General features: G+C 74.3%; 8 protein-coding genes. 7 read left to right on the top strand and 1 reads right to left on the bottom strand.

Annotated features, from left to right (window positions below; translation table 11 throughout):
- Window positions 1-25 precede the first annotated feature (25 nt).
- The 5 genes from CR470_RS10190 (at window position 26) to CR470_RS10170 (ending at window position 8,682) form a co-directional block, all read left to right on the top strand.
- On the top strand, window positions 26-1,390 hold the full coding sequence (locus CR470_RS10190) for a hypothetical protein (protein ID WP_097867250.1): 1,365 nt from the start codon (window positions 26-28) through the stop codon (window positions 1,388-1,390).
- Window positions 1,387-4,233 (top strand): serine/threonine-protein kinase, encoded by a 2,847-nt coding sequence (locus CR470_RS10185; RefSeq protein WP_097867249.1) that lies wholly within the window; start codon window positions 1,387-1,389, stop codon window positions 4,231-4,233. The genes CR470_RS10190 and CR470_RS10185 overlap by 4 nt, the downstream gene beginning before the upstream one ends.
- Window positions 4,234-4,235: 2 nt before the next feature.
- Complete coding sequence (locus CR470_RS10180; RefSeq protein WP_097867267.1) at window positions 4,236-5,657, top strand: PP2C family protein-serine/threonine phosphatase; 1,422 nt, start codon at window positions 4,236-4,238, stop codon at window positions 5,655-5,657.
- Window positions 5,658-5,747: 90 nt separating this feature from the next.
- On the top strand, window positions 5,748-7,109 hold the full coding sequence (locus CR470_RS10175; RefSeq protein ID WP_097867248.1) for a vWA domain-containing protein: 1,362 nt from the start codon (window positions 5,748-5,750) through the stop codon (window positions 7,107-7,109).
- Between the two features lie 130 nt (window positions 7,110-7,239).
- Complete coding sequence (locus CR470_RS10170) at window positions 7,240-8,682, top strand: FHA domain-containing protein (RefSeq protein ID WP_097867247.1); 1,443 nt, start codon at window positions 7,240-7,242, stop codon at window positions 8,680-8,682.
- A 16-nt stretch (window positions 8,683-8,698) separates the two neighbouring features.
- On the opposite strand, the gene CR470_RS10165 is transcribed toward CR470_RS10170, so the two are convergent.
- Window positions 8,699-9,694: a methyltransferase domain-containing protein gene (locus tag CR470_RS10165; RefSeq protein WP_097867246.1), complete on the bottom strand. Its 996-nt coding sequence runs from the start codon at window positions 9,692-9,694 to the stop codon at window positions 8,699-8,701.
- A gap of 208 nt (window positions 9,695-9,902) precedes the next feature.
- On the opposite strand from CR470_RS10165, the gene CR470_RS10160 reads away from it, so the two are divergent.
- Complete coding sequence (locus tag CR470_RS10160; protein ID WP_097867245.1) at window positions 9,903-10,307, top strand: globin; 405 nt, start codon at window positions 9,903-9,905, stop codon at window positions 10,305-10,307.
- A gap of 228 nt (window positions 10,308-10,535) precedes the next feature.
- Window positions 10,536-13,410: FtsX-like permease family protein (locus CR470_RS10155; protein ID WP_097867244.1), on the top strand; the 2,875-nt coding region annotated here is incomplete at its 3' end.

Genomic DNA, 13,410 nt, shown 5'->3' with positions numbered 1-13,410 from the left:
GGCGGGGAGAGCGGAGAGGTGATCGATGGGCGTCGCGGGATCCTTCCCCGGCTTCGCGGGGAGGCCCCCCGGCCCGGTCATGGACCGGGAGGAGGCGGACCGTGCGCTGGCCCGGCTCGGGGCGGAGCACGAGGCCATCGAGACCTCGCTCCTCGCGCTCCAGGACCATGCCGGCCGCCGGCTCCTGGAGGGCGCCGAGCTGACCGGCGTCACCCGGGAGCGCTGGGCCACGACCGAGCAGTCGATCACCCTGCTGTGGGGTTATTTCGACGCGTACGCCGGCGCCCTGTCCGAGGCCCGGGAGATCCGTGCGCGGCGGCGCCACCCGAACCGGGAGGACCTCGCCGCGCTGACCGAACTGCTGCGCGGCGAGTCCGTCACCGTCGCCAACCCGGGCGCGGTGCCGCCGCCTTCGGTCACGGGCCCGGCAAGGCTCTCCGAGCGGTTCTCCCTCCAGGAGCTGGTCGCCCGGATGAACGAGCTGTACGCCAGGTCCCTGGACATGGTCGTCTCCTCCGACTCCGTGTGGTCGGCGCTGCCCGCCCGGATCGACCTGCTCGCCGCCGAGTTGCACCGGACGCGTTCGCTGGCGCACTCCGTGGGGGTCCGGCCCGGTGAGCATCCGGCCGGGGACGACCTGGCGGAGATCACCGAGGAGCTGGCCACGCTGCGGGTGCAGGTGATCTCCGACCCGCTGGCGTTCTGGCTGCCGGGGCCCGGCAGCGCCGCGCCGGGCGGCGGCCGGCCCGACACCTCGCGCTACGACCGGGCGGCCCGCGCCCTGGAGGACGTACGGCGGGAGATCGAGGCGGTGCTCGCGGTCCGGCAGGACGCCGAGGCGCGGCTGGTGCGGCTGCGGGACGTGCTCTCGCGGGCCGACCGCACCCTGACGGAGGCACGGGCGGCGCGCGGCGAGGTGCTGGCCAAGATCGCCGCCTCCGAGGTGCCCGCGGTCAGTGGGCCTCCGACCGCCCTCCAGGAGCGGCTGGCGGCCGCGTCGGACCACCGCAGGTACGCCCAGTGGCACCGGCTGTCGCCGCTCCTGGAGTCGCTGGAGCAGGAGGCCGAGGACGAACTGCTGCGCGCCCGGGAGTCGTTGACCTCGGTGACGGCCCCGCTGGCGATCCGTGCGGAGCTGCGCGGCCGGCTCGACGCGTACAAGGCGAAGGTGGCCCGGCACGGTCTGGCGGAGGACCCGGTGCTGATCGAACGGTACGACGCGGCGCGCCGCATGCTGTGGAGCGCGCCGTGCGATCTGCGGGTCGCCGAGCAGGCCGTCCTGCGGTACCAGCACGCGGTCGCGGACACGCTGACGCCTCACCGGCCCGACGGACCGCAGGACCGGTGGGGCACCGGCACCGGCACCGGCGATGAGGGGGAGACACGATGAGTACGCAGTGCCAGCGCCCCGCGTGCGAGGGGAATTACGAGGACATGGGCGGCGGTGAGCTGTACTGCGACACCTGCGGTCTGGCTCCGGTCGTCTCGCCGACGGGCATGGTCTCCTCGCCGCCGACCGGGATCGCCGGGGGCGGCCGGGCGAGCAGCCGGGACAGCTCATCGGCGCGCTCCGGCTCCCGTGCCTCCGCGCGCTCCTCGTCGCGTTCGTCGACCTCGCGCCGCTCGGTCTCCGGCCGGCTGTCGCGCTCGCTGTCCGGGGCGTCCACGTCCCGTTCGGTCTCGGTGCGTTCCTCGGGCTCGACGTCGGCGGCCTCGGCCCGGGGGCGGCTCGGGGTCGGTCTGGTGGAGGTCCCGGACGTGCCGCGGCCCGATCCGCGCACGGCGGTGATGAAGAACCCGGAGGTGCCCGAGCGCAAGCGGTTCTGCTCCCGTTCGGACTGCGGTGCTCCGGTGGGCCGTTCGCGCGGTGAACGGCAGGGCCGCACCGAGGGGTTCTGCACCAAGTGCGGCCACCCGTACTCCTTCGTGCCGAAGCTGGGCGGCGGCGACATCGTGCACGGCCAGTACGAGGTCGTGGGATGCCTGGCGCACGGCGGGCTCGGCTGGGTGTATCTGGCGGTGGACCGGGCCGTGTCGGATCGCTGGGTGGTCCTCAAGGGCCTGCTGGACACCGGCGACCAGGACGCGATGGCCGCCGCGATCTCCGAGCGCCGCTTCCTCGCCGAGATCGAACACTCCAACATCGTGCGGATCTACAACTTCGTCGAGCACCTCGACCAGCGGACCGGCTCGCTCGACGGCTACATCGTGATGGAGTACGTCGGCGGCAAGTCGCTCAAGGAGATCGCCAACGAGCGGCGCACCCCCACCGGGGAGCGCGACCCGCTGCCGGTCGAGCAGGCCTGCGCGTACGGGATCGAGGCGCTGGAGGCGCTCGGCCACCTGCACAGCCGCAACCTCCTCTACTGCGACTTCAAGGTCGACAACGCGATCCAGACCGAGGACCAGCTCAAGCTGATCGACATGGGCGCGGTGCGCCGCATGGACGACGACGAGTCGGCCATCTACGGGACGGTCGGCTACCAGGCCCCCGAGGTCGCTGAGCTGGGTCCGTCCGTCGCCTCCGACCTCTACACGGTGGCCCGGACGCTGGCGGTCCTCACCTTCGACTTCCAGGGGTACACGAACGTCTTCGTGGACTCGCTGCCGGACCCGGACACCATCGACGTGTTCCGGACCTACGAGTCGTTCTACCGGCTGTTGGTGCGGGCCACGGACCCGGACCCGGACCGCCGGTTCGCCTCCGCCGCGGAGATGGCCGAGCAGCTGACGGGGGTGCTGCGGGAGGTCGTGGCACTCCGGACGGGTCGTCCGCGTCCCGCTCTGTCGACGCTGTTCGGCGCGGAACTACGCGTGATCGACACCGAGTTGTTCGCCCGCCAGACGGACGACGTCTCGCAGCTGGGCGGCCGGGAAACCGGCTCGGGGCGTGGCGGGCTCCGGGCCCGCCGCACGGGCCGCGGCCGTTCGCCGTCCGGCGTTCCGGCGCAGGGCGGTACGTGGCAGAGCCACGGCGGCACGCCATCGGTCGCGCCGGGGGCCGTGACGTCCGCGGTGGCCGGGGCGCTGCCGGTGGGCGCCCAGCCGCCCGGTCCTGCGGGGGCACGCCCGTCGTCTCCGGCGGGGGCCTCTCCGCTGGCGGCGCCGCCGACCCATGTCCGGGGCTCGGCCCAGGGCGGCGCCCCGCTCGCCTGTGCTCCCCCGGCGCAGGCTCCGCTCCCGGCGCCCCGGGCCGCCGAGCCGGCCCCGGGCACGTCCGTCGGGCCGTACGTCGCGACCGGACCGTACGGCCCCTTCGGGGCGACCTCCGGGGGCGTCCTGCTCGCCCTGTTCGACACGCGGGCCACGTCGTTGGCGCTGCCGGTCCCCCGGGTCGACGCGATGGACCCGAACGCCGGTTTCCTCGCCGGTCTCATGGCCTCCGCCCCGGCCGAGCTGATCACGGCCCTGCACACGGTGCCGGCCCCCTCGCTGGAGACCCGGCTGCGGGAGCTGCGGGCCCGGCTGGAGATGCGGGAGCTGGAGTCGGCCGCCCGTGCGCTGACCAGCCTGGAGGGTGAACACCCGGACGACTGGCGGGTCGTCTGGTATCGCGGCGTGACCTCGCTGGTGACCGGTGACCACGAGACGGCGGCGCTCTCCTTCGACGCGGTCTACGACGCCTTCCCCGGGGAGATGGCGCCCAAGCTGGCGCTCGGGATCTGTGCGGAGGTGCTGGGCCAGCTGGACAACGCCGCCGAGTACTACGGCCTGGTGTGGGCGACCGATCCGGGGTTCGTCAGCGCCGCGTTCGGCCTGGCCCGGGTACAGATCGCCGCCGGTGAGCGGGCCGGGGCGGTACGCACCCTGGAGTCGGTACCGGAGGCCTCGATCCACTACACGGCGGCGCGGGTGGCCGCCGTCCGGGCGCGGCTGCGCGAGCGCTCGCACCGGGAGCCGCTGCTGGCCGACCTGACGGCCGCCGGTATCCAGGTGGCGACGCTGGCCGCCTTCGGCCTGGACCCGGTGCGTCACGAGCAGTTGTCGACCGAGGTACTGGGCAAGGCGCTGGACTGGGTACTCTCCGGTAGTCCCGGTGTTCCGGGGCTGGCCGGACCGGCCGCCGGTCCGCCGGGGGCACGCAAGCTGCTCGGCGCCGAACTGAACGAGCGGGGCCTGCGGTTCGGGCTGGAACGCTCGTACCGGTTGCTCGCCCGGCTCGCGCAGCGGGGCGACGAAAGGATCGAACTGGTGGAGCGGGCCAACCGTTTCCGCCCCCGAACGTGGGTGTGAAGATGTCACAGAGCCACCAGCAGCCCGCCCTGCCGAAGTGCCCGGGCTGCGAGGAGCCGCCGGCTGCGGGCGACCTGTTCTGCGGGGCGTGCGGCTACGACTTCTCGGCCGTACCGGCGCGCCCCGCCGACCGGCCCACGCTGGCCATCACCGTGCCTCCTGACGCCCCGGCGGGAGGCACCCGGTGGCCCGCCGCCGAGGAGACCGACAGCTCGGACATGCCCGCGCCCGTGGTCCGTCCGGCGGACGTGCCGGGGACGGACTCGGCCGGCAGGCCGCTGACGGAGCCGGACACGCCGGACGCGGTGTCCGGGCTGGGCGCCCCGCCGCCCGGGCCGGAGCGGGCGGGCGGGCCGGAGTCCCCGGCCGCCCAGGTACGGCACGACGACCGGGCGGCCCCGGGTGGTTCGGAGGCCTCCGGTGACTTCGCGCCGGCCGCGCCCGACCCCCGTACGGCGGAACACACCGTCGCGCCCGCCGCCGCTCCCGGGGCGAAGGTCTGTGTGGCCTGCCGCTCCGGCCGGGTGGACCCCGACGGCTACTGCGAGAACTGCGGGCACGCCCAGCCCCGTGAGCGCGACCACATGGAGCAGGAGCTCGACGCGGTGGCCGCCGTCAGCGACCGGGGCCTGCGCCACCACCGCAACGAGGACTCCTTCGCGGTGTCCTCGACCGCGCTGCCCGACGGCTCGCCCGCCGTCGTCGCGATCGTCTGCGACGGCGTCTCCTCGGCGAGCCGGCCCGACGAGGCGTCGGCGGCCGCCGCGAGCGCCGCCAACGAGGCGCTGCTGGAGTCCCTGCCGCGCGGTACGCACCCGCAGCAGGCGATGCACGAGGCGATCGTCGCCGCGTCCGAGGCGGTCAACGCCCTGGCGCGGGAACCCGCCGGGGCGAGGGAGCACGACGCGCACCGCCACCAGAACGCCCCGGCCTGCACCCTGGTCGGCGCGATCACGGCGGGCGGCCTGCTGGTCGTCGGCTGGGTCGGCGACAGCCGGGTCTACTGGGTGCCGGAGGACCGGACCCAGCCGACCGCCCGGCTCACCGAGGACGACTCCTGGGCCGCGCAGATGGTGGCGGCCGGCCTGATGAACGAGGCGGAGGCGTACGCCGACGAGCGCGCGCACGCCATCACCGGCTGGCTCGGCGCCGACGCGTACGAACTGGAGCCGCACACCGCCGCGTTCAAGCCGGACCGGCCGGGCCTGGTGGTCGTGTGCACGGACGGCCTGTGGAACTACGCGGAATCCGCCGGGGAGATGGCCGCCGCCGTCCCGCCCGACGCCCAGGAACAGCCGCTGCACGCGGCCCAGGTACTCGTCGGGCACGCCCTCGACGGCGGGGGCCACGACAACGTAACAGTGGCGCTACTGCCGTTCGCCGTACGGCCGGACGGGGCAGGATCGGCCTGCGAAACCGTTTGAGCCGGTTTTCCGCCCTTGCCCCGACCCCGTGTCAGCCGCCCGCGTCCTCTCATCACTTGATCCCCCGTGGAGCCTCAAGGAGCCGACCAGATGGCCAACTTCTCCAAGTCGAACGTGCCGCAGTTCTCCGTCGAGGTGTACCAGAACGCGTTCCTGCCCGAGGGCGGCCGTGAGGTCAACGCGATCGTCACCGTGACCTCGACCGGCGGCGGCACCACCGGCGGCGTACCGCTGGCGGGTTCGGCGCCCGCGCCCACGTACGGGCCGGGGCAGGGTCCCGACGCGGCCGTGGTGCTGATGGTCGACTGCTCGGGCTCGATGGACTACCCGCCGACGAAGATGCGCAACGCGCGCGACGCGACGGCGGCGGCCATCGACGCCCTGCGCGAGGGCACCCGCTTCGCGGTGGTCGCCGGAACACATGTGGCCAAGGACGTCTATCCGGGCAACGGGCGGCTCGCGGTCGCCGACCGGCAGACGAAGGGCCAGGCCAAGGACGCCCTGCGGAAGCTGAGCGCGGGCGGGGGCACCGCGATCGGCACCTGGCTGCGGCTGGCCGACCGGCTGCTGGGCGCGGCCGAGGTGGGCATCCGGCACGGCATCCTGCTGACCGACGGCCGCAACGAGCACGAGGCGCCCGAGGACCTGCGGGCGGCCCTGGACTCCTGCGCCGGCCGGTTCACCTGCGACGCCCGCGGGGTGGGCACCGACTGGGAGGTGAAGGAGGTCACCGGCATCGCCGCCGCCCTCCTCGGCACGGCCGACATCGTCGCCGACCCGGCGGGCCTGGCGGCGGACTTCACGCGGATGATGGAGAACGTCATGGGCAAGGAGGTCGCGGACGTGGCGCTGCGGCTCTGGACGCCGGTGGGGGTGGAGATCCGGTTCGTGAAGCAGGTCGCACCCACGGTCGCGGATCTGACCGGGCGGCGGGCCGAGGCGGGCCCGCGCGCCGGTGACTACCCGACCGGCTCCTGGGGCGACGAGTCCCGCGACTACCACGTGTGCGTCCTGGTGCCGGAGGCCGGGATCGGCCAGGAGATGCTGGCCGCCCGGGTCTCGCTGATCCTGCCCGGCCCCTCGGGCGCGGGCGCTCCGCAGCCGCTGTCGCAGGGGCTCGTACGGGCGGTGTGGACGGACGACATGGTGGCGTCGACCTCGATCAATCCGCAGGTCGCGCACTACACGGGTCAGGCGGAGCTGGCACAGGTCATCCAGCAGGGCCTGGACGCACGCAAGTCGGGTGACTTCGACGGCGCGACGGCGAAACTGGGCCGTGCGGTGCAGCTGGCGTCGGCGTCCGGGAACCAGGACACCGCGAGGCTGCTTTCGAAGGTGGTCGACGTCGTCGATGCCGCGACAGGTACTGTGCGACTGAAGGCGAAGGTTGCGGAAGCGGACGAGATGACCCTCGAAACGCGCTCCACCAAGACCGTTCGCGTCAAGAAGTAGCACGGCACGGTCATCGGACGACCACCGGGCCGTGAGCACAGAACAACCCTGCGTACGCGTCGGGCGAGGACGCCCGCGATCGACAGCATGACGGCCTCCGGGCCGGAAGAGGAGAGGGGGAAGCGCCGACATGCCGACCTGCCCGAACGGACACCAGTCGGGTTCCGAGGACTGGTGCGAGGTCTGCGGACACCGCATGGCCAACGGCGGTGCGCCCGCGGGCGCGGTGCCCCCGCCTCCCCCGCCGCCGCCCGCGCCCGGTTACGGCTACCCGCAGCAGGGTTCCGGCGGTGGCCAGCCCACCATGCAGGCGGAGCTGTGCCCGCAGTGCCGCACGCCGCGTGAGGCGATGGCGCCGTACTGCGAGGAGTGCCGCTGGAACTTCCTCACCAACACGGCGACCTCCTACACCCCGCTGGCCCCGCAGCACGGCACGCCCGGCGGATCCCCGCCCGGCCTCAACCTGCCGCCCGGATTCCAGGCACAGAGCCCCGGCGGGCCCGGTGGCCCCGGTGGCCCCGGTGGCCCCGGTGGCCCCGGTGGACAGCCTGGTCCCGGCAACCCCGGCGGCCCCGGCAACCCCGGCGGACAAGCTGGTCCCGGTGGCCCCGGTGGCCAGGGCGGTCCGCCCGGCGCGCCCCAGCCGCGCGACTTGTTCGACTACCAGGGCTCGCGTCCCTCGCAGATGAACCGTCCCGCCGAACCGCTCGCCCCCGAGCAGAACGGCCCGCAAGGCAACGGCGGTCCGCACGGGAACGGCATCCAGGGCGGGCCTCCGCCGCAGGCGTTCCAGCAGGGTCCCCCGCCGCAGCAGCAGTCCGGACCCTCGCCGTTCGAACCCCGGCAGCCGGCTCCCTCGACGCCCTCGCCGTTCGAACCGCAGCCATCGGCTCCCTCGCCGTTCGAGCCCCAGCAGGCCTCTCCCTTCGCGCCGCCGCAGCAGCAGTCGGCACCGCCCGGGCCGCCGCAGCCGTCGGGGCACACCGGCGGCGGGGACGACTGGATGCTGCCGCCGCCCTCCCAGGCCCAGCAGGCCCAGCAGGCCCAACAGCCGCCGCAGCCGCCGCAGGCGTTCCAGCAGCCGGGCCCCCACCAGGGTCAGGACCAGGGATACGACCAGGGCCAGCAGCACGGTGGGGTGCCGGGCCAGGGTCGGCCACAGCAGTCCACCTCATGGACCGCCGTGATCGCTCCCGACCGTGCGTACTTCCTCGCGATGATGCAGCGCAGCGGCCCCGAGGCGACCGGGCTGAACCTGCCCGCGTACTCCCCGGAGCAGCGCCTTCCGCTCACCGGGAGCCAGATCACCATCGGGCGTCGCCGGCACAGCACCGGCGAGTCCCCCGACGTCGATCTGTCGGTGCCCCCGGAGGACCCGGGCGTCTCGCACCAGCACGCGGTACTGGTGCAGCAGCCCGACGGCAGCTGGGCGGTCGTGGACCAGAACTCGACCAACGGCACCACGCTGAACGGCGCCGAGGACCCGATCCAGCCCTACGTCCCCGTAGCGCTCCAGGACGGCGACCAGGTGCACGTCGGGGCGTGGACGACGATCACGGTGCGCCGGGACTGAGGCAGCACGCGCCGCCTCACCCGGCGGCGAGCGGCCAGGTGTACGGGCCCTGCGGGTCGTCGAGCCAGGCCCACTGGCGGCCCTGGCCGACCGTGATGCCGTACCTCTCCCGCTGCGGGCGCTCCTCGCGCTCCCAGAGGGAGAGGGCCTCGTGCGGATCGAGGGTGCCCGCCGTCAGCGTCAGGAGGAACCGGAAGAGATCGTCCCCGGCGACCCGGCGCGGCAGCCCGCCGAGGTGCGGCAGCTCGCCGGGGCCCGGGAGCGCTCCGCGCAGGGGCACGAAGTACGCCGGGGTGTGCAGGAAGTGCCCTTCGGCGCGCGGACCGTGCGCCGTCGTGCGGACCTGGAGCAGGACCAGGCCGGTGGCGAGCGGCGCGAGGATGCGCGCCCCCGGACGGCACTGTTCCGGCCAGGCCTCCGGCACGGACGGCAGGGTGCAGGTCGCGATGATCCGGTCGTAGGGGGCGCGTCGCGGGCAGCCCCGGGCCCCGTCGCCGGTGACCACCGTCGGGTGGTACCCGGCCGCGGCGAGGTGGCTCCGGGCCGACTCCGTGATCTCCGGGTCCAGGTCGACGCTGGTCACCGCGGAGTCGCCGAGCCGGTGGGCGAGCAGCGCCGCGTTGTAGCCGGGGCCGGTGCCGATCTCCAGGACCGTGTGTCCGTCCCGTACGTCGAGGGCGTCGAGCATCAGGGCCATCAGGGACGGCTGGCTGGAGGACGAGACGAGTTCACCGTCCTTGAGCCGGGTGGCCAGCGCACCGTCCGCGTACACGCCGCGCAGCCAGCGGGAGCGCCGTTCGGGGTCGGGGTCCTCGCCCCAGAGGCGCTCGTAGCCCCGGATGCCGTGCACGTAGTAGAACGGCACGAACAGATGGCGGGGCACCTCGGCGAACGCGGTGCGCCAGGCGGGGTCGGTGAACGCGCCCCGCGCGGCGATCTCCCGCACGAGGGCTTCCCGCGCCGCGTCGGCCTCGGCGTCGGTCGGGGAGGGGCCTTGCCGGTGTGCACCCATGTCTCCACTGTCCTGCGCCGGAGCCGCGCGGGCGAGCGGCGACGGGCCGGGGCGGGGGGACGCGGATACGGCGGGGCGGTATGCGGCCGGTGGTCTCCGTCGGGTGGTATCCGGCGGCGGGCTCCCCGTCCGACGGTATTCGGCCGGGCTCCCGGTCCTTGGTCCTAGGACCCCCGTTCCCGGTCGGTGCGTCTGCGACCATGGACGGGTGACTGAGATTCCGCGCGACACGCTTCAGGAGCAGACCTTCTACGAGCAGGTCGGCGGCGAGGCGACCTTCCGGCGCCTGGTGCATCGCTTCTACGAGGGCGTGGCGGGCGACGAGCTGCTGCGGCCGATGTATCCGGAGGAGGACCTGGGGCCGGCCGAGGAGCGGTTCGCGCTGTTCCTGATGCAGTACTGGGGCGGCCCGCGCACCTACAGCGATCACCGGGGCCACCCGCGGCTGCGGATGCGGCACGCGCCGTTCCGGGTGGACCGGGCGGCCCATGACGCCTGGCTCGCCCATATGCGGGTCGCGCTGGACGAACTGGGGCTCGCGCCCGAGCACGAGCGGCAGTTGTGGGACTACCTGACGTACGCCGCCGCCTCAATGGTCAACACCGTCGACTGATCACCGTCGACAGATCACGTCGACTGATCACCGCCACCAGCGCCCACTGATCACATATGCACGATCTGTAACCGGGCAACTCCGAAATTCGCCACCGCACCTCCGCATAACGATCACGATCGCATCAAGGTGCGCCTGCAAGCGGTTACCAGAACCTGTCGCCTCTGAAAGCATCACCCGTACGTCGGGGGGCGTGCGCACGCGGTGTTTCCGGGGCTGGGGGATCAGGTGACGGGTTTCGTCCTTCTGCGGGTGAGGGCTCATCGCCTCCTGCTGTCCGCGGCCGTTCTGGCCGTCCTGCTGACCACCTCCGTCCTGGCGGCGCTCACTGCGCTCGTAGGTTCCGTGGGCGACGCGGCCCTGCGCCACACGCTCACCCACGGGTCGGCCGCCTCCGCCGCCCTCGTCGTCTCCGCGTCCGTGGACCACGAACAGCGCACGGAAGCCGACGAAGCCGTCCGCGAGGCTTCCCGCGACGCGTTCGACGGCCTGCCCGTGACCGTGGGGAAGCTGGAGAGTTCGGGGTCCTACGCGCTGCCGCGGGACCTGCAGGACCCGGCCGCCCGGCGCGGCGAGCCGGACCTCACCCACTTCGCCGCCCTCGACCCGAGCCGGGTGCGGATCACCGGGGGCAAGGCGCCCGAAGCCCCCGACGGCTCCGGCCCCGTCCAGGTCGCGCTGCCCGTCGTCGCCGCCGAGGCTCTGAAGCTGAAGCCGGGCGCGCGGCTCACCGTCACCGACCGGCTGCACGACAAGAAGCAGCAGCGGGTCCTGGTCACCGGCGTCTACGAGGCCGCCGACCGGTCCGACCCGTACTGGCAGCTGGATCCGCTCGGCGGGCGCGGGGTGCGCAAGCTCGCCTTCACGACGTACGGCCCCCTGCTCACCGATCCCTCGGTCCTCTCCGCCGGCGTGCTCAGTGAGGGCGAGACGTCCTGGCTGGCGTCCGCCGACTTCACCGAGCTGACCACCGGCTCCATGGAGGGGCTGCGCGAGACGTCGGCCGCCGCCCCGAAGGCCCTCGCGGCCGCACCGGTGTTCGCGTCCGGGCTCACCGTGCGGACGTCGCTGCCCACCGTGCTCGACCAGCTCGACCGGGCGCTGCTGGTCTCCCGTTCCACGCTGATGATCGTCGCGGTGCAGCTGGTGCTGCTCGCCGCGTACGCCCTGCTGCTCGTGGCCCGGCTGCTGAACAGCGAGCGCGACGGGGAGCGCGAACTGCTGCGGGCCCGGGGCGGTTCGCGGGGCCGGATCACCTCGTTCGCCGCGATCGAGGCACTGTTGCTCGCCGTGCCCGCCGCGGTCATCGCCCCCCTGCTCGCGGGGCCGCTGACCGGGCTGCTGGCCGAGCGCAGCGCCCTGTCCCGGATCGGGCTGAAGGTCCAGGAGGCCTCGACCGGCACCGTGTGGCTGGTCTCCGCGGCCGTCGCTCTTGCCTGCGCCCTGGCCGTGGTCGCTCCGTCGCTGGCGGCCGGGGCCGGCGGGCTCAGGACCCGGGCCGCGTCGCTGCCCGGTCCGGTGCGGGCGGGCGCGGACCTCGGGCTGCTCCTCATCGCGGCGGTGGCGTACTGGCAGTTGGACCGGCAGTCCGGCAGCGGGGCGCTCAGCGGCGACCAGGCGGGCAACCTCGGGATCGACCCCCTGCTGGTCACCGCTCCGGCCCTGGCGCTGCTCGCCGGGACGGTCCTCACGCTGCGTCTGCTGCCGCCCGCGGCGAAGCTCGCCGAACGGCGTGCGGCCAAGGGCCGGGGGCTTCCCGCGGCCCTGGCGGGCTGGCAGTTCAGCCGGCGCCCGTTGCGCGGCGCGGGGCCGGTGCTGCTGCTGGTCCTGTCGGTCGCGATGGGCATGCTGGCGATCGGGCAGAGCGCCTCCTGGAACCGCTCGCAGTCCGACCAGGCCGACTTCGGCTCCGGCGCCTCGGTCCGGCTCGTGGGCGGGCACGGGAGCGGTCCGGCGACGGCCGGCGCCTACAGCGCCCTGGAGGGGGTGCGGCAGGCGGCACCCGCCTACCGTGCGACGGTGGAGGCCTCCGGCGGGCGCACCGCCGAGGTCCTCGCCCTGGACACGGCCCACGCGGACGAGCGGATGCTGATGCGCTCCGACCTCGCCGACGGAAGCCCGCGCGAGCTGTTCGCGGCCATCGCCCCGGAGCGGGCGTCGCGCCCCGGGCTCGTACTCCCGAAGGACAGCACCCGGCTGAAGCTGGACCTGCGGATCACCACGGTGTCGCCGAAGCGCTCCGGATCCTCTGCGCCCACGGACGAGGAACCGCCGGTGGTCACCGTGCTCCTGGAGGACCGCTACGGGCTCCCCTACCGGGCCCTGGCCGGTCCGGTGCCCGTGGACGGCCGCCCGGTCCCCGTGTCCGTACCGGTGTCGGCGGCGGGCGGTCTGGCCGTGACGGGCCTGGAGGTGGACGCCGTGCCGCCGTCCGACTACGCGCAGAAGCGGAGGATCTCGGTGAGCGACGTACGGGTGGTCACCGGGGCCGGCTCCGAACGCCCGGTGGCGGCACCGGAATCGGTGCGCTGGGACGCGTCCATGACGCTCACCGAGTTCGGTGAGGACCGGCCGGGCGCACCGCCGGTGCGCAACGGGACGTCGGGCGTGCCGGACTTCACGTACGACACCGGGGTGGGCAGCCAGGACACCTGGGAGCAGGCCTCCGGCACTCTGCGGATCACCGCCGCCCGGCCGAAGGCCGCCGCTGTCAAGGCGGTCGCGACGGACGCCTATCTGAAGAGCACGAGCTCGAAGCTGGGCGACGAGATCGACCTCACCCTGGCCGGGAACACCGTCCGGGTGACCCTGGCGGAGGCGGTGCGACGGCTGCCGACCACCGGGGCCGCCGATTCGTCCGGCGCCCCGGACCCGGTGGCGAGCGGCGGCGCGCTGCTGCTGGACCTGAAGGCCGTCACCGAGGTTTTGGCCCACCGGCCCACCGCCACGATCGAGGCGACCGAATGGTGGCTGAGCGCCGCCCCGGGCGACGCCGCGAAGGCGGCTGCCGCCCTGCGCGCCCTGCCGGACACCGATCCGGCCCAGGTGCTGGTCCGGGCGGAGGCCGCCCAGCGGCTGGTGGACGACCCGCTGGGGGCGGGGC

The organism is Streptomyces sp. rh34, assembly GCF_002551245.1.
Lineage (GTDB): Bacteria > Actinomycetota > Actinomycetes > Streptomycetales > Streptomycetaceae > Streptomyces.
This window is presented reverse-complemented; position numbering and strand designations above follow the sequence as displayed.